At 70.4% G+C, this 19,858-nt stretch carries 16 protein-coding genes; all 16 read left to right on the top strand.

The genetic code is table 11. The annotated features are described in order from the left end of the window. The first annotated feature begins 231 nt into the window (after positions 1-231). A complete protein-coding gene (locus FDP22_RS20115) occupies positions 232-2,508 on the top strand; it encodes an NADP-dependent malic enzyme (protein WP_138578009.1) in 2,277 nt (758 codons plus the stop codon). Between the two features lie 192 nt (positions 2,509-2,700). Then, positions 2,701-4,593 carry a propionyl-CoA synthetase gene (locus tag FDP22_RS20110; RefSeq protein ID WP_138578007.1) on the top strand — a complete coding sequence of 631 codons (1,893 nt, stop codon included), beginning with the start codon at positions 2,701-2,703 and terminating at the stop codon, positions 4,591-4,593. A gap of 234 nt (positions 4,594-4,827) precedes the next feature. After that, on the top strand, positions 4,828-5,343 hold the full coding sequence (locus FDP22_RS20105) for a putative pterin-binding protein (protein ID WP_138578005.1): 516 nt from the start codon (positions 4,828-4,830) through the stop codon (positions 5,341-5,343). A 26-nt stretch (positions 5,344-5,369) separates the two neighbouring features. After that, a complete protein-coding gene (locus FDP22_RS20100) occupies positions 5,370-6,986 on the top strand; it encodes a sensor histidine kinase (RefSeq protein ID WP_138578003.1) in 1,617 nt (538 codons plus the stop codon). Between the two features lie 139 nt (positions 6,987-7,125). Then, complete coding sequence (locus tag FDP22_RS20095; protein WP_138578001.1) at positions 7,126-8,760, top strand: response regulator; 1,635 nt, start codon at positions 7,126-7,128, stop codon at positions 8,758-8,760. Between the two features lie 7 nt (positions 8,761-8,767). Further along, positions 8,768-10,261, top strand: a complete 1,494-nt coding sequence (locus tag FDP22_RS20090) for a sigma-54-dependent transcriptional regulator (protein ID WP_138577999.1) — start codon at positions 8,768-8,770, stop codon at positions 10,259-10,261. Between the two features lie 142 nt (positions 10,262-10,403). Continuing rightward, on the top strand, positions 10,404-11,396 hold the full coding sequence (locus FDP22_RS20085; protein ID WP_239031972.1) for a BMP family lipoprotein: 993 nt from the start codon (positions 10,404-10,406) through the stop codon (positions 11,394-11,396). A 195-nt stretch (positions 11,397-11,591) separates the two neighbouring features. After that, on the top strand, positions 11,592-12,572 hold the full coding sequence (locus FDP22_RS20080; RefSeq protein ID WP_138577997.1) for a BMP family lipoprotein: 981 nt from the start codon (positions 11,592-11,594) through the stop codon (positions 12,570-12,572). 115 nt (positions 12,573-12,687) lie between these two features. Further along, positions 12,688-14,205 carry an ABC transporter ATP-binding protein gene (locus tag FDP22_RS20075; protein WP_138577995.1) on the top strand — a complete coding sequence of 506 codons (1,518 nt, stop codon included), beginning with the start codon at positions 12,688-12,690 and terminating at the stop codon, positions 14,203-14,205. Beyond that, positions 14,202-14,498 (top strand): hypothetical protein, encoded by a 297-nt coding sequence (locus FDP22_RS20070; RefSeq protein ID WP_138577993.1) that lies wholly within the window; start codon positions 14,202-14,204, stop codon positions 14,496-14,498. Before FDP22_RS20075 ends, FDP22_RS20070 begins: the two co-directional genes overlap by 4 nt. Further along, positions 14,495-15,595: an ABC transporter permease gene (locus FDP22_RS20065; protein WP_138577991.1), complete on the top strand. Its 1,101-nt coding sequence runs from the start codon at positions 14,495-14,497 to the stop codon at positions 15,593-15,595. The genes FDP22_RS20070 and FDP22_RS20065 overlap by 4 nt, the downstream gene beginning before the upstream one ends. Next, a complete protein-coding gene (locus FDP22_RS20060; RefSeq protein WP_430225937.1) occupies positions 15,586-16,563 on the top strand; it encodes an ABC transporter permease in 978 nt (325 codons plus the stop codon). Before FDP22_RS20065 ends, FDP22_RS20060 begins: the two co-directional genes overlap by 10 nt. A 1-nt stretch (position 16,564) precedes the next feature. After that, positions 16,565-16,948 carry a cytidine deaminase gene (locus FDP22_RS20055; RefSeq protein ID WP_138577989.1) on the top strand — a complete coding sequence of 128 codons (384 nt, stop codon included), beginning with the start codon at positions 16,565-16,567 and terminating at the stop codon, positions 16,946-16,948. Beyond that, positions 16,945-17,721, top strand: a complete 777-nt coding sequence (locus FDP22_RS20050) for a purine-nucleoside phosphorylase (protein ID WP_138577987.1) — start codon at positions 16,945-16,947, stop codon at positions 17,719-17,721. Before FDP22_RS20055 ends, FDP22_RS20050 begins: the two co-directional genes overlap by 4 nt. Before the next feature lie 48 nt (positions 17,722-17,769). Continuing rightward, entirely contained in the window at positions 17,770-18,537 is a 768-nt protein-coding gene (deoC, locus tag FDP22_RS20045; protein WP_138577985.1) for a deoxyribose-phosphate aldolase, read from the top strand. Continuing rightward, a complete protein-coding gene (gene deoA, locus FDP22_RS20040; protein ID WP_138577983.1) occupies positions 18,537-19,844 on the top strand; it encodes a thymidine phosphorylase in 1,308 nt (435 codons plus the stop codon). Before deoC ends, deoA begins: the two co-directional genes overlap by 1 nt. Positions 19,845-19,858: the final 14 nt, after the last annotated feature.

Below are 19,858 nucleotides of genomic sequence, written 5' to 3'. Positions count from 1 at the left end.
CGGCACGGCGGGCATGGGCCCGGCGGGCGGTGCTGTGGATGACCGTGCGGGCGCCCCGGAGGACCTGTGGCCCGGGGGCGGCAGGGGGCTCCGGGGGGCCGGACAGGCGGGCCCCGCGCGCGGGCGGCCGGTCCCGGCGTTGCCGTGCTGGCGAGTCGGTGGCATGGGGTGTATGAGGCAGACTGCCCGGCGACAGGACCGGGGCAAGTCATGGATGACGGGGCAGAGCGTATGACGGACGACAAGATCGAGGCCACTCGCAAGGCGGCGCTGGACTATCACGAGTTCCCGCGCCCGGGGAAACTCGAGATCAGGGCCACGAAGCCGCTGGCAACCCAGCGCGATCTCTCGCGCGCCTACAGCCCCGGCGTGGCCGAGGCCTGCCTCGCCATCCGCGACGACGTGGCCAATTCGGCGCGCTTCACCTCGCGGGCCAATCTCGTCGCCGTGGTCTCCAACGGCTCCGCCGTGCTCGGTCTGGGCAACATCGGCGCGGCTGCCTCCAAGCCGGTGATGGAGGGCAAGGCCGTCCTGTTCAAAAAATTCGCCAACATCGACTGTTTCGACATCGAGGTGAACGAGACCGACCCGGTGAAGCTCGCCGAGATCGTCACCGCGCTGGAGCCGACCTTCGGCGCCATCAACCTCGAGGACATCAAGGCCCCGGACTGCTTCATCGTCGAGAAGCTCTGCCGCGAGCGCATGAACATCCCCGTGTTCCACGATGACCAGCACGGCACCGCCATCGTGGTGGGCGCCGCGGCCACCAATGCGCTGGAAGTCGCCGGCAAGGCCTTCGGCGAGATCAAGGTCGTCTCCACCGGCGGCGGCGCGGCGGGCATCGCCTGCCTGAACATGCTCGTCTCGCTCGGCGTGAAGCGCGAGAACGTGTTCCTGTGCGACCTGCACGGCCTGGTGCACGAGGGCCGCGAGGAGGACATGACCCCCCAGAAGGCCGCCTTCGCCCAGCCCGGCGGCGCGAAGACGCTGGGCGAGGTGATCGACGGCGCGGACCTGTTCCTCGGCCTCTCCGGCCCCAACGTGCTGAAGCAGGAGATGGTGGCGCGCATGGCGCCGCGCCCGATCATCTTCGCGCTCGCGAACCCCAGCCCGGAGATTACCCCCGAGCTGGCCCGCGCAGTGGCGCCGGATGCGCTGATCGCCACCGGGCGTTCGGATTATCCCAACCAGGTCAACAACGTGCTGTGCTTCCCCTTCATCTTCCGCGGGGCGCTGGACGTGGGCGCCACCGAGATCAACGAGGAGATGAAGATCGCCGGCGTGCGCGCCATCGCCAAGCTGGCCCGCTCCACCACCTCCGCGGAGACGGCGGCGGTCTACGAGGGCGAGCGGATGATCTTCGGGCCGGACTACCTGATCCCGAAGCCCTTCGACCGGCGCCTGCTCTCCATCGTCGCCTGCGCGGTGGCCGAGGCCGCGATGGCCACCGGTGTCGCCACCCGTCCGCTCGACATCGAGGAGTATCGCGGCCGGCTGGAGGGCTCGGTCTACCGCTCCTCGCTGATCATGAAATCGGTGATGGAGGCGGCGCGCACCGCCACGCGCCGGATCATCTTCGCCGAGGGCGAGGACGAGCGCATCCTGCGCGCCACCCAGGCGCTGCTGGAGGAGGGCGTGGACACGCCGATTCTCGTCGGCCGGCCGGACGTGATGGAAAGCCGCTGCGAGCGCTTTGGCCTCACCGTGCGCCCGGGCCGCGACTTCGAGATCATGAACCCCCAGGACGACCCGCGCTACCGCACCTACTGGGAGACCTACTTCAACCTGATGCAGCGCCGCGGCGTGACGCCGGCGCTGGCCCAGGCGATCATGCGCACCAACACCACCGCCATCGCCGCGGTGGCCGTGCACCGCGGCGACGCGGACAGCATGATCTGCGGCACCTTCGGCCAGTACCTGTGGCACCTGCGCTACATCGACGACGTGCTGGGCCGCGACGGGCTCACCCAGATCGGTGCGCTCTCGCTGGTGCTGCTGGAGAGCGGGGCCTATTTCATCGCCGACACGCACGTGAACCCGGAGCCCACGGCAGCGCAGATCGCCGAGATCACCATCGCCGCGGCGCGCCACGTGCGCCGCTTCGGGCTGGAACCGAAGATCGCGCTGTGCTCGCACTCCCAGTTCGGCAACCTCGACACCGGCACCGGCCCGCGCATGCGCGAGGCGCTCGCCATCCTGGACGCCGAGCCGCGCAACTTCATGTACGAGGGCGAGATGCATTCCGACACCGCGCTCGACCCCACCCTGCGGGAGCGGATCTTCCCGAACTCCCGGCTGGAGGGGGCGGCGAACGTGCTGGTCTTCGCCAATGCCGATGCCGCCAGCGCCTCACGCAACGTGCTCAAGATGCTGGCCGGCGGGCTGGAAGTGGGCCCGATCCTGATGGGCATGGGCAACAAGGCGCATATCGTGACCTCCTCGATCACCACGCGCGGGCTCATCAACATCGCCGCGCTGGCCGGAACCCCGGTGCAGCACTACGGCTGAGCGCCGGGCGCTGCCGGTCCGCATCGGGCCGGAGGATACCGGCCCGATGCGACGGGCCGGCTGATACGGGTCGGCGGACACTGGCCGACAAGCACTGGCCGACGCCCCGGAAAGAGAGGGCGCGGCCGAAACCTGCATCGATGTCGCGGACCGGTCCCGTCCGGTCCGCGGAGACAGGGAGGAAGACAGACGATGAGCTACAAGGCCGTCCATGACGCCTGGAAGGCGGACCCGGAAGGATTCTGGCTGCGCGAGGCCGCGCGGATCGACTGGAGCGTGCCGCCGACGCGCGCGCTCGACGACAGCCGCGCGCCCCTCTACGCCTGGTACCCGGGCGCCGAGGCCAACACCTGCTGGAACGCGGTGGACCGGCATGTGGAGGCGGGGCACGGCGAACGCATCGCCATCATCCATGACAGCCCGGTCACCGACAGCGTGAGCCGCATCACCTATGCCGAGCTGCGCGACCGCGTGGCCCGCCTCGCCGGCGCGCTCGCCGCGCGCGGCATCGGCCGGGGCGACCGGGTGATCATCTACATGCCCATGGTGCCCGAGGCGCTGGAGGCGATGCTGGCCTGCGCGCGCCTCGGCGCGGTGCATTCGGTGGTGTTCGGCGGGTTCGCGGCGCATGAGCTGGCGGTGCGGATCGACGATTTCACCCCGAAGGCCATCCTCTCCGCCTCCTGCGGCATCGAGCCGGGCCGCGTGGTGCCCTACGGCCCGCTGCTCGAGGACGCCATCTCCCAGGCGCGCCACGCCCCGGAGTTTTGCGTGATCCTGGAGCGGCCGCAGGCGCAGGTGGCGCTCACCCCCGGCCGCGACATCGCCTGGGCCGATTTCGTGGCCGGTGCAGCACCCGCGCCTTGCGTGCCCGTGGCCGCGACCGACCCGCTCTACGTGCTCTACACCTCCGGCACCACCGGCCAGCCCAAGGGCGTGGTGCGCCCCTCCGGCGGCCACATGGTGGCCCTGCACTGGAGCATGGAGAACATCTACGGAATGCGGCCGGGCGACGTGTTCTGGGCCGCGTCCGACGTGGGCTGGGTGGTGGGGCACAGCTACATCTGCTACGGGCCGCTGCTGATGGGCTGCACCACGGTGGTCTTCGAGGGCAAGCCCGTGGGCACGCCCGATGCCGCCACCTTCTGGCGGGTGATCCGCGATCACGGCGTGCGGGCCTTCTTCACCGCCCCCACCGCCTTCCGCGCCATCAAGCGCGAGGACCCGAAGGGCGAGATGATCGCGGGCTACGACACCTCCTGCCTGCAGGCGCTGTTCCTCGCCGGCGAGCGCGCCGACCCGGACACCATTGAATGGGCGGCGAAGGTGCTCGGCGTGCCGGTGATCGACCACTGGTGGCAGACCGAGACCGGCTGGGCCATCGCCGCGAACCCGATGGGCATCGAGGCGCTGCCGGTGAAGCTCGGCTCGCCCACCGTGGCCATGCCGGGCTACGACATCCGCATTCTCGACGAGGGCGGCCACGAGGTGCCCCGCGGCACGCTGGGCGCCGTGGCGGTGAAGCTGCCGCTGCCGCCGGGCACGCTCTCCACCCTGTGGAACGCCGAGGAGCGTTTCGTGAAATCCTACCTCAGCCATTTCCCCGGGTACTACGAGACCGGTGATGCGGGCTATGTCGACGAGGAGGGCTACATCTACATCATGGCCCGCACCGATGACGTGATCAACGTGGCCGGGCACCGGCTGTCCACCGGCGCGATGGAGGAGGTGCTGGCCGCGCATCCCGACGTGGCGGAATGCGCGGTGATCGGCATCGCCGATGCGCTGAAGGGCCAGCTTCCCATGGGCTTCGTCTGCCTCAACCGCGGCTGCAACCGCGAGCATTCCGAGGTCATCCGCGAGTGCATTGCCATGGTGCGCGACCAGATCGGCCCGGTGGCGGCCTTCAAGCTCACCGTGGTGGTCGAACGCCTGCCCAAGACGCGCTCGGGCAAGATCCTGCGCGCCACCATGGTGCGCATCGCGAACGGCGAGGCGTTCCGCACGCCCGCGACCATCGACGACCCGGCCGTGCTGGACGAGATCCGCTCCAACCTCTCGGAGATCGGCTACCCGGCACGCTGACCAGCAGGCCGCCGCCGCTTACCCGATATTTACCCGGACCCGCCACTGCCGATGCGTGGCGGGTCCGTCGTATGGGGCGCGCTCGGAAGGACCTGTCGCGCAACCGCCAGATTGCATTGCATTCTGCGAAGGCGGGAAGTCAAATGTTGCATTTTGCAATGTTCCATCCTCCATTTGCAGGGAGAGGGCAGGCGCGGTTCTTGCTTGGACGAAGCGAGGCACAGGAGACACTCAATGAAAAACGGATTCCTTCCCGCTCTGCGCATCGTCCTCCGGGTTGCTGTGCTTGCCGCCGTCCTGGCCGGTGCCGCGGGGGGAACCGCTTCGGCCGGGACGCCGATGCTCACCTTGTCCAATGCCAGCCTGCCGGCGGGGCCGAACACCGTGGCGCTGGACGAACAGGCGCTGCTCGACATGCCCCAGGTGTCCGTGAACACGAGCAATGAATTCGTCGACGGGGTCACGGAATTCACCGGCCCCCTCGCGCGGGACGTGATCGGGCTGATCGGCCGCGGCACCGCAACCAAGGCCCGCCTCACGGCGGTGAACGATTACACGGTGGAGCTCGACCTTGCCGAGTTCGAGAAATACGATGTCATATTCGCCCTTGCGATGAACGGCGAGCGCCTCTCCCTGCGGGACAAGGGGCCGATCTGGGTGATCTACCCGATGGATGACTACGCCGAATTGCAGGATCCTTCGTACAACAACCGCCTGATCTGGCAGCTGGTGAAAGTTGAACTGAAGTGAAATCGCATGGTTGGATCACGAGAGCGTTGGCGCTGGTCGTCATCCTCAGCATCGCCGGGCTGGCCGGAATGGGCCTGCACGCCTTCCGCAAGGACCTGACCGCGCTGCAGCGCGCGACGAAGGAGACGATCCTGTGGTCCGCCGCCCAGCTGGAATTCGAGATGGCGCGCTTCACCCAGGCGCTCGCGGAATATGCCGCCCACGAGCCGCAGATGAATGCGCAGACCGTGAACAACCGCTTCGACGTGCTCTGGAGCCGGGTGGCCACCTTCAAGACCGGCGATGTCGGCCGCCGCCTGTCGGAGTATGATGAGCAGGGCCAGGCCGTCGAATCGCTGTTCGCGGACATGAAGGCGGTGGAGGGGCGCGTGGTGAGCCTGCGTGACGGCGGCGCCCCCGCCGCGCTGGCGATGATCCCGATCTTCCAGGCCCATACCGAGCCGCTGCGCCAGCTCACCCTGTCCGTGCTGCACGGAGAGGAGAGCAAGGCCGCGGAGATGCGCGAGAACGTCCGCGCCAGCGCGCAGATGACCGCGCTGCTGAGTTTCGCCGCCGTGGTGCTGAGCATCCTGGGGATGATCGTGCTCGCGATCGAGGTGCGCCGCTTCCGCAGGCTGGCCGCCGCGAACCTGGCACTGGCCGAGGATGCCGAGGCCGCGAATCTCGCGAAATCCCGCTTCCTCTCCATGATGAGCCATGAGCTGCGCACCCCGATGAACGGCGTTCTGGGGCTGCTCGCCCTCGCCAAGCAGCCGGGCCTGCCGCGCTCGCAACTGCGCCTGATCGAGCAGGCGGAGCATTCGGGCCGCCAGATGATCGGCATGCTCGCCGACATCCTCGATTTCTCCGCCATCCAGGATGACCGGCTGGAGCTGCAGCCCGAGCCCTTCTCCCCGACCGACCTCGCGCGCGAAGTGCAGGGCATGTCGGACCCCGTCGCCCGGCGCGAGGGAACGCCGCTCGCCGTCGCCACGGACAGTGATTGCCCGCGCGAGGTGGTCGGAGACCTGCCGCGCATGCGCCAGGCCCTCTCGCACCTGGTGGCCTATGTGCTGAGCAATGCCGGCGCGCATGACCTGCGGCTCGACCTGTCCTATTCCGGCGGCAACCTCATGTCGGTGCTCTCCTTCAGCTACGGGGCCGGCGGCGCCACCTGGCGGCCGGAGCTGATCCTCGGCGCGCCGGAGCGCGGCGCCGACCAGTTCGCCTCCGACGCGCTCGGCCCCGCGGTGGCGCGGATGCTGGTGGAGCGCATGGGCGGGGAGATCTCGCTGGAAAGCATGGGCAACGAGCGCATCGCCGTGGTGGTGCGCATCCCCGCCGAGGCCGTCGCGCGCGACGAGACCTGCGTGCGGCTGGAAACCCGCTCCGCCGCGCTCGGGATGATCGCGCGGTCCTTCCTGAAGGGGCCGGACATCCTGTTTCACGAGGACGGCATGTCGCGCCCCGCCGATGTGGTGTTCATCGAGGCGGGCGGCGAGGAGGAGCAGATCCAGCTCGCGCTCGCCCGCCGGGCCTACCCGGCGGCCCGGATCATCGGCCTCGGACGGCCGGGCAGCTTCGAGGGGTTCGACGATTACGTGGAGCTGCCGCTCAAGCCCGGCGCGCTGCAGTACTGGGTGAGCACGCGCATCGCGTCCTGAAGCCTGCCCGACCGGGGGCGGCAGCCCGCCCCGGCGCCGGCGTTCCGAAAACCTTGGAAAGGGAACGGCCGTTCTGGTAGGTAGTTACAGTTCCCAATGCGTTCGGACACGTCCTTCGCACGTCAACGGAGTCCGGTTCTTGGCCGATACGACGATACCCTCGGCACTTACCCCGGAACAGCTCACCGGCACCGGCGCCGCGCGCTACTTCGCGATGCTCGCCCATGACATGCGCACGGCGATCGGCGGCATCACCGGCTCGCTCGCGCTCATCGACAGCCGGAACCTGGACCCGGACACCCGCGCGCGCATCGACCGGGCCACCGAATCCGCCGACCTGCTGGTGCGCCTGCTCGAAGGCGCGCTGGACGTGGCCGAGATGGATGCCCCGCCCGTCATCGCCCCGATCGACCTCGCGCATATCCTGCGCAGCCAGAGCCGCATGTGGATGGCCGAGGCCGAGCGCAAGGGCCTGCGGCTGGACGTGACCTTCGACATGTCGGCCCCGGACATGCTGATGGTCGATGCCACGCGCCTCGGCCGGGTTCTGTCGAACCTGGTCGGCAACGCGGTGAAATTCACCGACGAGGGTTTCGTGAGCCTGCGCGCCAGCGCCGATGCCTCCGGCGCGCCGATTTTCGAGATCACCGACGCCGGCCCCGGCCTGCCCGAGGAGATCGGCACCCGGCTGTTCCAGGCCTACGGCCGCCCGGAGGGCGCCACCAAGCCCGGCACCGGGCTGGGCCTGCACATCGCCAGCAGCCTCGTCGTGCAGATGGGCGGCACCATTTCGCTGGAGAACCGGCCGGACGCACGCGGCTGCGTGGCCCGGGTGGTGCTGCCGCGCGAGGCGGCCGACGTGCCGCAGGACCTGCCGGAGGAGCCCGCTCCGCGTGCCGAGCGGGGCGCGGCCGCGCTGCGCTCCGTGTCCTCCGTCACCCGGCTTCCGGGGGAGGGGGAGGAGCGGTTGTCCGGCCCCAAACTGCCCGATCTGGGCGGGTTGCGCATCCTCATGGCGGAGGACAACCTCACCAACCAGCTCGTCGCCGGGCAGATGCTGCAGTCGATGAACGCGCAGGTCACCGTGGCCTCGGACGGGGCGGAGGCGCTGGAACTGCTGGACGTGCAGAGCTTCGACCTGTTGCTGATCGACATCGAGATGCCGCGCGTCTCCGGCCTGGACGTGATCCGCAGGGTGCGGGCGTTCGAGGATTCGCGCGCCCGCCTGCCGCTCATCGCGCTCACCGCCTATGCCATGCGCGAGCACCGCGAGAAGATCGCCGCCGCCGGGGCGGACGGGCTGATCGCCAAGCCGATCATGGGCATCCGCGAATTCGGCCTCGAGATCCTGCGCCTGCTGGGCCGTCCGGTGCCCGCGGAACCCAGGCCGCGGCGGCAGGAGCGCGCGGGCCCGGCCCCGGTGGTCGAGGAGAGCGTTGTCGACCGCGCCGTTTTCGACGCGCTGGCCGAGACCATCGGCCTCGAGGGCATGCACGAGCTGCTCACCAAGGTGCAGGAGGACCTGGAACGCGTGTCCGCGGGCATCACCGACGGCATCGCCCGCCGGGATTCCGGCACGGTGCGCGCCCGCACCCACATCCTCATCAGCGTCGCCGGCGCGGTGGGGGCAAGCGGGGTGCAGAGCCTCGCCGAGGAACTCAACGCCGCCGCGCACCGCGACGACTGGGACACGATTTCGGACCTCGGTACGCGCGCCGTGGGTGGCATTTCCGATCTGATCGGGTTTGTCGCGGGCCAGCGCGCGCCCGGGTGACGAGAGGATGACCGAGGCCGGGCCCCTGCTCCTGATCGAGGACACGCCGTCGTTGTCGATGGTCTATCGCACCATCCTGAGCAATGCGGGGTTCCGGGTGACCACGGCCTTCACCGCCGCGGAGGGCGTGAGCGCCTTCGATGCGGACCGCAACCGCGTGGTGCTGCTGGACCTCATGCTGCCGGACGCGGACGGGCTGGACGTGCTGCGCCACATCTCCGCCTGCGGGCCGGACAGCAAGGTGATCGTGATCACCGCGAACGGCTCGATCAACCGCGCGGTGGAGGCGATGCGCGAGGGCGCGTTCGATTTCCTGGTGAAACCCTTCGACGACCGGCGCCTGCTTTCGGCGGTGCACAATGCGCGCGAGGCCACGCTCAGCCCCCCGCCGCGCCCCGGCGCGCCGGAGGACGGGCCGCAGCCCGGGGCGGTCGGCTTCGAGGGGTTCGTGGGCTCCTCGCCGCTGATGCACCAGATCTACCGGACCGTGGGCCATATCGGGCGCTCCACCGCCACCGTGTTCATCACCGGGGAGAGCGGCACCGGCAAGGAGGTCTGCGCCCAGGCCATCCACAACATCTCGAACCGCCGCAAGGGCCCGTTCGTGCCGCTCAACTGCGGGGCCATCCCGCGTGACCTGCTGGAATCGGAGGTGTTCGGCCACCTGCGCGGGTCCTTCACCGGGGCGATTGCCGACAAGCAGGGCGCGGCGGCGGTGGCCGACGGGGGCACGCTCTTTCTCGACGAGGTCTGCGAGATGGACCTCGCGCTGCAGACCAAGCTGCTGCGATTCCTGCAGACCTCGATGATCCAGCCGGTGGGCGCGGTGCGCCAGCGCAAGGTCGACGTGCGCATCGTCTGCGCCACGAACCGCGATCCGGCGGCGGAGGTGCGCGCCGGCCGTTTCCGCGAGGACCTTTTCTACCGGCTGCACGTGGTGCCCATCCACCTGCCGCCGCTGCGCGACCGGGGCGAGGACGTGAACGAGATCGCGCAGCGCTGCCTCGTCGACTTCGCGCGCGAGGAGGGGCGCCGCTTCACCAGCCTGTCGCAGCCGGTGCGCGACATCTTCCGGGCGCTGCCCTGGCCGGGCAATGTGCGCCAGCTGCTCAACGTGATGCGCAACATCGTGGTGCTGCATGACGGCACCGAGGTGCTGCCGGAGATGCTGCCGCCAGAACTGCGCCTGCAGAGCCTGCCGCGCGGCGCCCCCGGTGTGGCCGGAGCGGAGGCCCCGCCCGCGCCGCAGCCGTCAGTGCCGGTCACCTCCGGCGCCCTGGCCGTGGCGCAGGTGCCCGCGCCCGACAGCTCCGTGCCGGGGCGTGCCGACGAGGCGATCCGCACCCTCGTGGGCCTGTCGCTCGCCGAGATGGAGCGCGAGTTCATCGAGGCCACCATCGCGGCCTGCAAGGGCTCGATCCCGCGGGCGGCGCGGATGCTGGACGTCTCGCCCTCCACGCTCTACCGCAAGCGCGAAGGCTGGGCGCGGTCCGGGTCCTGATCCGGCGCCGTGCTTTTTCGTCCGGTCAAAAAACGGCTTGCCAAGGCGTCGGAATTCATGCGCCATTTCGTAACAAGGTGACTCCCGCTACAGGGAGCGCGGAACAGCCCGCACCCGGGCGCCGAGACAGGAGAGATCAGACATGCTTCGCAAACTCATGCTGGCCGCGGTGGCGGGCCTTGTGGCCGTCGCAGCCCAGGCGGCGGACTTCAAGCCGGCCGTCGTCTACGACCTCGGCGGCAAGTTCGACAAGAGTTTCAACGAGGCCGCATATACCGGCGCGGAGAAGTTCAAGGCGGACACCGGGGTGGAGTACCGCGATTTCGAGATCCAGAACGACGCGCAGCGCGAGCAGGCCCTGCGCCGCTTCGCCCAGCAGGGCTACAGCCCGATCCTGGCCATCGGCTTCTCGCAGGCCGCCGCGGTGGAGAAGATCGCCGAGGAGTTTCCCGACACCCAGTTCGGCATCGTCGACATGGTGGTGGAAAAGCCCAACGTGCGCTCGATCCTGTTCAAGGAGCATGAGGGGTCCTACCTGGTGGGCGTGATGGCCGCGATGGCGAGCGAGACCGGCAAGGTCGGCTTCGTCGGCGGCATGGACATCCCGCTGATCCGCAAGTTCGCCTGCGGCTACGTGGGCGGCGTGAAGTCGGTGAACCCGGATGCGGAGGTGTTCGAGAACATGACCGGTGACACGGGTGCGGCCTGGAACGACCCGGGCAAGGGCGCCGAGCTCGCCCGCAGCCAGATGGACCGCGGCGCGGACGTGATCTACCACGCCGCCGGCGGCACCGGCATCGGCGTGCTGAACGCGGTGGCGGACGCCGGCAAGCTGGGCATCGGGGTGGATTCGAACCAGAACGGCCTGCAGCCCGGCCACATCCTCACCTCCATGCTCAAGCGGGTGGACCAGGCCGTCTATGCCGCGTTCAAGGACGCGCAGGAGGGCAACTACACCACCGGCTTCGACGTGCTGGGCCTGAAGGAGGGCGGCGTGGGCTACGCGATGGACGAGAACAACGCTTCCCTCGTCACCCCGGAGATGCAGGCCGCGGTGGATGCCGCCGCCCAGAAGATCATCTCCGGCGAGGTCGAGGTGCACGACTACATGTCCGACAGCGCCTGCCCCTACTGAGCGGACGTCTTCCGGGCTCCGGCCCTGCCGGGGCCGGAGGCGGCTGCACGGGTGGCGGGCAGAAGTGCCTGAAAATGCAGCGCGGGTCCCTCACGGGGCCCGCGTTTTTCGGTGTGGTGCCGGATTTGCGTTGATCTTTGCCGCGCAGCGTTCACCATCTGGTCAAATCCTGTCCCAGACCTGCCGGGAGCCTGCATGAGATCCGTCCTCGCCGCCCTGTGCCTCGCGCTTGCCATGCCGGGCTTCGCCCCCTCCGCCGCCGCCGACCCGGCGCTGGTCTATTCCGTGGGCGGCAAGTTCGACCGGTCGTTCAACGAGGCGGCCTACACCGGCGCCGAGGCCTGGAAGCGCGAGACCGGCGGCAGCTACGGCGAATTCGAGATCGACAGCCCCGTGCAATCCGAGCAGGCGCTGCGCAACTTCGCCCGCAAGGGCTACTCGCCCGTGGTCGCGATCGGCTTCATGCATGCCGATGCGCTGGCCCGCGTGGCGCCGGACTACCCGGACACGCGGTTCGCCATCATCGACATGGTGGTGCCGGGGGAGAACGTGCAATCCGTCGTCTACCGTGAGCAGGAGGGCGCCTATGTGGTGGGCGTCATGGCGGCGATGGCGAGCAGGAGCGGGAAGATCGGCTTCGTCGGCGGCATGGACATTCCGCTGATCCGCCGGTTCGCCTGCGGCTATGCGCAGGGCATCTCGGCGGCGCAGCCGGGGGCGGAGCTGTTCGTGGCCATGGCGGGGGACACGCCGGCCGCCTGGTCGGACCCCGCGCGCGGCGCGGAGCTGGCGCGCGCGCAGATCGACCGCGGCGCGGACGTGGTGATGCAGGCCGCCGGCGGCACCGGCACCGGGGTTCTGCAGGCGGCGGCGGATGCCGGCGTGCTGGGCATCGGCACGGATTCGAACCAGAACGGGCTGCATCCGGGCCAGGTGCTCACCTCGATGCTCAAGCGCGTGGACGTGGCGGTGATGCGCGCCTTCTCCGGCTGGCGGCCGGGGGTGACCAGCCTCGGCCTCGCCGAGGGTGGCGTGGGCTACGCGATGGATGCGGACAACGCCGCGCTGGTGACACCGCAGATCCGCGCGGCGGCGAAGCGGGCCTCCGCGGACATCGTCTCCGGCGCGGTGAAGGTGATCGACCATGCCGGGCCGGGCCCGTGCCCGTTCCCGTGAGCGGCGGCGCGGGGGTTTTCCGCAGCGTCATCCGCGGCCGTCCGGGGGGCGGGCCCTTCTCCCGCCACGCGCCAGGCCATAAGGTCGGCGGAACGATCACTGCAGCGGAGGGGGCATGAGCCAGCCTGCCATCGAACTCGTCGGCGTCGAGAAGAGCTTCGGCCCCGTCCGTGCCAATCGCGACATCCACCTGAAGGTGGAGAAGGGCACCATCCACGGCATCATCGGCGAGAACGGCGCCGGGAAGTCGACGCTGATGTCGATCCTCTACGGGTTCTACCAGGCCGATTCCGGGCAGATCCTGGTGAACGGGCGCGAGGTGAAGATCCGCGACAGCCAGGCGGCGATCGGGCTCGGCATCGGCATGGTGCACCAGCATTTCATGCTGGTGGAGCCGTTCACCGTGCTGGAGAACGTGATGCTGGGGGTGGAGGGCGGGGCCCTCCTCGGCCCCGGCCGCCGCGCCGCGCGCGCCGAGCTGCGCCGGCTGGAGGAGGAGTATGACCTCAGGGTGGACCCCGACGCGGTGGTGGGCGAGCTGCCCGTGGGCCTGCAGCAGCGCGTGGAGATCCTCAAGGCGCTCTACCGTGGCGCCGAGGTGCTGATCCTCGACGAGCCGACCGGTGTGCTCACCCCCGACGAGGCCGACCACCTGTTCCGCATCCTCGCGCGACTGCGCGCGGAGGGGAAGACCATCCTGCTCATCACCCACAAGCTGCGCGAGATCATGGCGATCACCGACACGGTGAGCGTGATGCGCCAGGGCGAGATGGTGGCCTCGCGCCGCACGGCGGAGACCGGGGTGGAGGAGCTCGCCGAGCTGATGGTCGGCCGCCGGGTGCTGCTGCGCGTGGAGAAGGGCGCGGCGGCGCCGGGGGCGGTGCGCCTTGCGGTGGAGGATGTCGGGCTGGTCGACGCGCGCGGCGTGAGCCTGCTCGGCTCGGTGAGCTTCGAGGTGCGCGCGGGCGAGATCGTGGGCATTGCCGGGGTGTCGGGCAACGGCCAGTCGGAACTCCTGGAGGTGATCTCGGGCATCCGCAGCCCCACCCGGGGCCGGGTGATGCTGGCGGGCGCCGACGCCACCGGGCGTGACCCGGCGCGGATGCGCGACAGCCGCCTCGCCCATGTGCCCGAGGACCGGCACCGCGCCGGGCTCGTCACCCGGTTCGAGGCCCGCGAGAACGTGATGCTGGGCTACCAGCGCGCGCCGGAATACGGCGCCGGGGCGCTGATCGACCGGGCAGCGCTTCTCTCCATCACCCGCCAGCACATGGAGGATTTCGACGTGCGCCCGCCCGACCCCTATCTCAAGGCGGCGAATTTCTCCGGCGGGAACCAGCAGAAGATCGTGCTCGCCCGCGAGATCGAGCGCGACCCGGACGTGCTCCTCGTCGGCCAGCCCACCCGGGGCGTGGACGTGGGCGCCATCGAGGCCATCCACCGCCGGCTCATCGCGCTGCGCGACGCGGGCAAGGCGATCCTGCTGGTTTCCGTCGAGCTCGACGAGATCCGTGCCCTCTCCGACCGCGTTCTGGTGATGTGCGGCGGCGCCATCGTCGGCGAGGTCTCGCCGGACGCGCCGGAGGGCGAGATCGGCCTGATGATGTCCGGCGTGGCGGGAGACGCGGCATGAGCCCGGGGCGCACCGTGCGGCTGTTCCTTGCCGACGGCAATCCGACGGGGATCGCGGCACGCCCGTCAGCGGCCCCGCGACATCGAGCCCGCGGAACGGGGGGCGTTGCCGCACCGGATCGGGCCGTCCCCCCTGCGCGCCGTGTCTTCGCGCGGACCCTTCCGCTTGGCAGCCCTGACCCGGCGGTGGCGATCCTGGGCCGGACGAAGAACGGCCGGACGGCGTCGCTCCTGAAGCGGGTCCTGCGCACGCTCAAGGAGTATCAGGAGAGCATGGTGGAGGCCGTGGCATGAACACCCTGCCGAAATGGGTCGAATACGGGTTGCTGCCGGCGGTGAATCTCGCCGTGGCCTTCGTGGTGGCCGGGCTCGTGGTGCTGATGATCGGGGAGAACCCGCTGGAGGCGGTGCGGCTCATCGTCTACGGCGCCTTCGGCTATGGCGAGGGCATCGGCTTCACCCTCTACTACGCCACGAACTTCATCTTCACCGGGCTCGCCGTGGCGGTGGCCTTCCACGCCAGCCAGTTCAACATCGGCGGCGAGGGGCAGGCCTATGTCGGCGGGCTGGGGGTGGGGCTGGTGTGCCTTGCGCTGGACCGGTACCTCTCCTGGTGGGCCATCCTGCCCTTCGCCATGCTGGGGGGCGCGCTGTTCGGCTGTCTCTGGGGCGCGATCCCGGGCTGGCTGCAGGCGCGGCGCGGCGCGCATGTGGTGATCACCACCATCATGTTCAACTACATCGCCGCCTCGCTGATGAGCTATCTCATCGTGAACCACCTGAAGGTGCCCGGCAACGCCTCCGTCCAGTCGCGCACCTTCGAGGCCGCCGCGCGGCTGCCGAAGCTGGAAGGGCTCATGGGCCTCTTGGGCTATGACATCGGCGGCGCGCCGCTCAACGTGATGTTCCTGCTCGCGCTGGTGGCCGCGGCGCTGGTGTGGCTGCTGATCTGGCGCACCAAGCTGGGCTACGAGATCCGCGTCTTCGGGGCGAACCCGGAGGCGGCGCGCTACGCCGGCATCTCCGCCACGCGCATCATCGTCACGGTGATGGCGCTCTCGGGCGCGCTGGCCGGGCTGATGGCGCTGAACCCGGTGATGGGCGAGCAGAACCGCATCTTCCTCGACATCCCCGGCGGCGCCGGCTTCGTGGGCATCGCGGTGGCGTTGATGGGGCGGGCGCATCCGATGGGCATCGTGCTGGCGGCGCTGCTGTTCGGTGTGCTCTACCAGGGCGGCGCGGAGCTCGCCTTCGACATGCCGCGCATCAGCCGTGACATGGTGGTGCTGATCCAGGGCCTCGCCATCCTCTTCGCCGGGGCGCTGGAATACATGTTCCGCCCCGCCATGGTGCGGCTCTTCGCGCGCAAGGGAGGTGCGGCATGGACCTGAGCCTGTTCAACGACCTGCTGCAGGTGCTCGACGCCACGCTGCGCATCTCCGCGCCGCTGCTGCTCGCCGCCCTCGCCGGGGTGTTCTCCGAGCGCGCCGGCATCTTCGACATCGGGCTGGAGGGCAAGCTGCTGGTCTCGGCCTTCGCCTCCGCGGCGGTGGCGGCGGTGACCGGATCGGTCTGGCTGGGGCTGGGGGCGGGCATCCTCGCCTCCGTGGCGCTGGCGCTGGTGCACGGCTTCGCCTGCATCACCCACCGCGGAAACCAGATCGTCTCCGGCGTGGCGATCAACTTCATCGCCTCCGGCATCACCGCGCTGCTGGGCCAGGCCTGGTTCTCGCAGGGCGGGCGCACGCCGCAGCTCTCCGGTGCCGCGCGGTTCGAGGACATCACGCTGCCCTTCGCGGAGGCCATGGCCGCCGTGCCGGTGATCGGGCCGATCTATGCGGACGTGCTCTCGGGCCACAAGCTGCTGGTCTATGTCGCCTTCCTCGCCGCACCCTTCACCTGGTGGGTGCTCTACCGCACGCGCTTCGGCATGCGGCTGCGCGCGGTGGGCGAGAATCCCGCCGCGGTGGACACGGCCGGCATCTCCGTGGCCTGGATGCGCTACCGCGCGGTGATCTGCACCGGCATCCTCTGCGGGCTCGCCGGGGCCTATCTCTCCACCGCGCAGAACGCGGGCTTCATCCGCGAGATGTCCGCCGGCAAGGGCTACATCGCGCTCGCCGCGATGATCTTCGCGAAGTGGCGGCCGATCCCGACCATGTTCGCCTGCCTGCTCTTCGGGCTTCTCGACGCGCTCGCGATCCGCTATCAGGGCTTCGAATTCCCGCTGATCGGCACCATCCCCTCGCAGGCCACCCAGGTGCTGCCCTATGTGCTGACGGTGATCCTGCTCGCCGGGTTCATCGGCCGCGCGGTGGCGCCGAAGGCAGGCGGGGTCCCCTACGTGAAGGAGCGCTGACATGGACCTGTTCGAAGCGGCGAAGGCGGCGCGAGACAACGCCTACGCCCCCTATTCCGACTTCGCGGTGGGGGCGGCGCTGCGCACCCCCTCCGGCGTGTTTTCCGGCTGCAACGTGGAGAACGTGGCCTACCCGGAGGGCACCTGCGCCGAGGCCGGCGCCATCGCGGCCATGTGCGCGGCGGGCGAGCGGGTGATCGAGGAGGTTCTCGTGATTGCCGACAGCCCGGACCCGATCACCCCCTGCGGCGGCTGCCGGCAGAAGCTGGCCGAATTCTCCGCGCCGGAAGTGGTCGTCACCCTCGCCGGGCTGCAGGGGCCGCGGGTGCGCCTGACGGTGGCCGAGCTGTTGCCCGGCGCCTTCGCGAAGGGGCACATGGCATGACCACCGCGGCGGCGGAGGCGCTGGCGCGCCACAGTGACGGCGCGGCGCCGCGCATAGGCCTGGTGCTGGGCTCCGGGCTGGGCGCGCTGGCCGAGGAGGTGGAGGGGGCCGAGCGGCATTCCTTCACGGTGCTGCCGGGATTTCCGGTGTCCTCCGTCTCCGGCCACGCGGGCGAGCTGGTGCTCGGCACGCTGGAGGGGGTGCGCGTGGCGCTGGTATCCGGGCGGGTACACGCCTATGAAGGCGGGGGGCCTGCGGTGATGCGCCCGGTGATCGAGACGCTGCGCGACATCGGCGTGAGCGACCTGCTGCTCACCAATTCCGCCGGCTCCACCCGCGAGGACTGGGGCCCCGGCACGCTGGTGGCGCTGAGCGACCACATCAACTTCGCCGGCATGAACCCGCTCACCGGCGAGGAGACGGACGCCCGCTTCCTCAGCATGGTCGACGCCTACGACCCGGGCCTGCGCGCCCGGCTGGGCGGGGTGCCGGAGGGGGTCTACGCCTGGTTCTCCGGCCCGAGCTTCGAGACGCCGGCCGAGATCCGCGCCATCCGCACCCTCGGGGCGGACCTGGTGGGGATGTCCACGGTGCCCGAATGCATCCTGGCACGGTTCTTCGGGATGCGGGTGGCGGCGGTTTCCGTGGTCACCAACCTTGCGGCGGGGATGACCGGCCAGGCCCTCTCGCATGACGAGACCAAGCAGGAGGCCGCAAAGGCCCAGGCCCGGTTCCGGGCGCTGGTGAAGGATTTCGTGCGCAGCTTCGCCTGAGGCCGCGCAACCGCATGCAAGGGCCCGAGGCGGCCCCGGGGAGGATACATGACACCTGAAATCGCGGCCACGCGCGCGCTGGCCTGCCTCGATCTGACCAATCTCGAAGACGGCTGCACCGGCGATGACATCGCCGCGCTCTGCGCCCGGGCCGACACGCGGCACGGCCCCGTCGCGGCCGTGTGCATCTGGCCGAAGTTCGTCGCCCAGGCCAAGGGCCTGCTCAGCCTCTCCACCGTGCGGGTGGCCACCGTGGTGAACTTCCCCGGCGGCGATGCCCCCGCCTCGGAGGTGATGGCGATGACCGAGGAGGCCGTGGCCGACGGCGCGGACGAGATCGACATGGTGATCCCCTACCGCCACCTGATGGAGGGGGAGCCGGAGGCGGTGCGCGCCATGGTCGAACGGGTGAAATCCTGCGCCGGGCAGGCCACTGTGAAGGCGATCCTGGAGACCGGCATCCTCAACGACGACGCGATGATCTCCCGTGCCGCGGCGCTGGCGATCGACGGCGGCGCCGATTTCATCAAGACCTCCACCGGCAAGATCCCCATGAACGCCACCCACCGCGCCGTGCGCCTGATGCTGGAGGCGGTGGCCGAGCATGACAACCGGCTGATCGGGGTGAAGCCCTCCGGCGGCGTGCGCACGCTGGAGGACGCCACCTCCTATCTCGATATCGCCGACGAGGTGATGGGCGCGGACTGGGTGAGCCCGCTCACCTTCCGCTTCGGCGCCTCTTCGCTGCTCGACGCGCTGCTGGCGACCCTGGCCGGGCGCCTGCCGGCGGATGACGGGATCACGGGGGGCTACTGATGCTGCCGCAGGAAGTCATCACCGCGAAGCGCGACGGGCGGGCGCTGAGCGCGGAGGAGCTGCGCTTCTTCGTGGCCGGCATCACCGACGGCTCGATCGAGGACAGCCAGATCTCCGCCCTCGCGATGGCGATCATCTGGCGCGGGCTGGACAGGGACGAGCGCGTGGCCCTCACGCTGGCGATGCGCGATTCCGGCAAGGTGCTGGCCTGGGACCTGCCGGGCCCGGTGGTGGACAAGCATTCCACGGGGGGCGTGGGCGACAACGTGAGCCTGATGCTCGCCCCCGCGCTCGCCGCCTGCGGCGCCTACGTGCCGATGATCTCCGGCCGCGGGCTGGGCCACACCGGCGGCACGCTCGACAAGTTCGACGCCATCCCCGGCTACCGCACCCAACCCGGCGAGGACGAGCTGCGCCGCGTGGTGGGCGAGGTGGGCTGCGCCGTGATCGGCCAGACCGACGAGATCGCCCCGGCCGACAAGCGCTTCTACGGCGTGCGCGATGTCTCCGGCACGGTGGAGAGCCTCGACCTCATCACCGCCTCGATCCTGTCGAAGAAGCTCGCCGCCGGGCTGCAGGCGCTGGTGCTCGACGTGAAGGTGGGCAACGGCGCCTTCATGGCCTCGGCCGACGAGGCCCGCGCCCTGGCCCGTAGCCTGGTGAGCGTGGCCGGTGGCGCGGGCTGCCCCACGGCCGCGCTCATCACCGACATGAACGAGCCGCTCGCCTCCGCCGCCGGCAACGCGCTGGAGGTGGCGAATGCCGCCGCCTTCCTCACCGGGGCGGAGATCGACAGCCGGCTCTGGGACGTGACGGTGGCCCAGGGCGGCACGCTGCTCGCCCTCGCCGGTCTCGCGCCGGACGTCGCCACCGGCGAGGCGCGCCTGCGCGAGGCCTTCCACTCCGGGGCGGCGGCCGAGCGCTTCGGGCGCATGGTCTCGGCCCTCGGCGGCCCCACGGACTTCCTCGAACGCTACGCCGAGATCCTCGCTCAGGCCCCGGTGGTGCGCGATGTCTTCGCCTCCGGTGAGGGCTTCGTCACCCGCATCGACACGCGGGCCGTGGGTCTCGCGGTGGTCGAACTTGGCGGCGGGCGGCGCAAGCGGGCGGATGTGATCGACCCCGCGGTGGGGTTCGACCGGCTGCTGGGCCTCGGCCTGCGCGCCGATGCGGAGACGCCCATCGCCCGCGTCCATGCCGCCTCGGAGGCCGCCGCCGATGCCGCCGCCGCGCGCCTCGCCGCCGCCTACACCCTCTCCGAGCGGCCCGAGCCCGAGGCCGATCTCATCAAGGAGCGCATCTCGTGAGCGGGCGGAGGACA

This window comes from Paroceanicella profunda (assembly GCF_005887635.2).
Lineage (GTDB): Bacteria > Pseudomonadota > Alphaproteobacteria > Rhodobacterales > Rhodobacteraceae > Paroceanicella > Paroceanicella profunda.
This window is presented reverse-complemented; position numbering and strand designations above follow the sequence as displayed.

Coding starts and splice junctions, on each gene's coding strand:
- FDP22_RS20115 (WP_138578009.1), top strand. CDS start 232: ATGACGGACGACAAGATCGAGGCCACTCGCAAGGCGGCGCTGGACTAT.
- FDP22_RS20110 (WP_138578007.1), top strand. CDS start 2,701: ATGAGCTACAAGGCCGTCCATGACGCCTGGAAGGCGGACCCGGAAGGA.
- FDP22_RS20105 (WP_138578005.1), top strand. CDS start 4,828: ATGAAAAACGGATTCCTTCCCGCTCTGCGCATCGTCCTCCGGGTTGCT.
- FDP22_RS20090 (WP_138577999.1), top strand. CDS start 8,768: ATGACCGAGGCCGGGCCCCTGCTCCTGATCGAGGACACGCCGTCGTTG.
- FDP22_RS20085 (WP_239031972.1), top strand. CDS start 10,404: ATGCTTCGCAAACTCATGCTGGCCGCGGTGGCGGGCCTTGTGGCCGTC.
- FDP22_RS20080 (WP_138577997.1), top strand. CDS start 11,592: ATGAGATCCGTCCTCGCCGCCCTGTGCCTCGCGCTTGCCATGCCGGGC.
- FDP22_RS20075 (WP_138577995.1), top strand. CDS start 12,688: ATGAGCCAGCCTGCCATCGAACTCGTCGGCGTCGAGAAGAGCTTCGGC.
- FDP22_RS20070 (WP_138577993.1), top strand. CDS start 14,202: ATGAGCCCGGGGCGCACCGTGCGGCTGTTCCTTGCCGACGGCAATCCG.
- FDP22_RS20065 (WP_138577991.1), top strand. CDS start 14,495: ATGAACACCCTGCCGAAATGGGTCGAATACGGGTTGCTGCCGGCGGTG.
- FDP22_RS20060 (WP_430225937.1), top strand. CDS start 15,586: ATGGACCTGAGCCTGTTCAACGACCTGCTGCAGGTGCTCGACGCCACG.
- FDP22_RS20055 (WP_138577989.1), top strand. CDS start 16,565: ATGGACCTGTTCGAAGCGGCGAAGGCGGCGCGAGACAACGCCTACGCC.
- FDP22_RS20050 (WP_138577987.1), top strand. CDS start 16,945: ATGACCACCGCGGCGGCGGAGGCGCTGGCGCGCCACAGTGACGGCGCG.
- deoC (WP_138577985.1), top strand. CDS start 17,770: ATGACACCTGAAATCGCGGCCACGCGCGCGCTGGCCTGCCTCGATCTG.
- deoA (WP_138577983.1), top strand. CDS start 18,537: ATGCTGCCGCAGGAAGTCATCACCGCGAAGCGCGACGGGCGGGCGCTG.